Here is a 330-nt window from a genome sequence, read left to right as displayed (position 1 = left end):
GGCCAGCACTATCTCCAGCCGTCCCGAATCAATGTCATCGTGTACGTCCAGCCAGGATTTGTAGGCCAGTCCCTCCCCCGCTACCGCCAAGCGTCGCACGATGTCGGCATCGTTGCTGAAAAGTGGACCGGTGACTTGCACTGTCTGATCACCTACCTGCCAGCGGTCATGCGCACGCCCATTGAGCGAATACAGCAGACAGTGATGCTGGGCTAGATCGGTGGGCTTTTGAGGTCTGCCGTTACGTTCTAGATAATCGGGAGCGCCCACCAGAACACGGCGGTTCCAGGGAGCTAGCGGCAGTGCCACCCAGCTCGCATCGTCAAACAC

Annotated in this window: 1 protein-coding gene; it reads right to left on the bottom strand. The window is 59.1% G+C overall.

From position 1 onward, the window contains the following. Positions 1-330, bottom strand: a 330-nt coding sequence (locus tag SQ11_RS15490; protein ID WP_041515103.1) for a LysR substrate-binding domain-containing protein, incomplete at both ends; no start/stop codon positions are given.

Source organism: Nitrosospira sp. NpAV (assembly GCF_000832065.1).
In the GTDB taxonomy this organism is placed as follows: domain Bacteria; phylum Pseudomonadota; class Gammaproteobacteria; order Burkholderiales; family Nitrosomonadaceae; genus Nitrosospira.
Note: the sequence above shows the minus strand (reverse complement) of the source record. Positions and strands in the feature narration are given on the sequence as shown.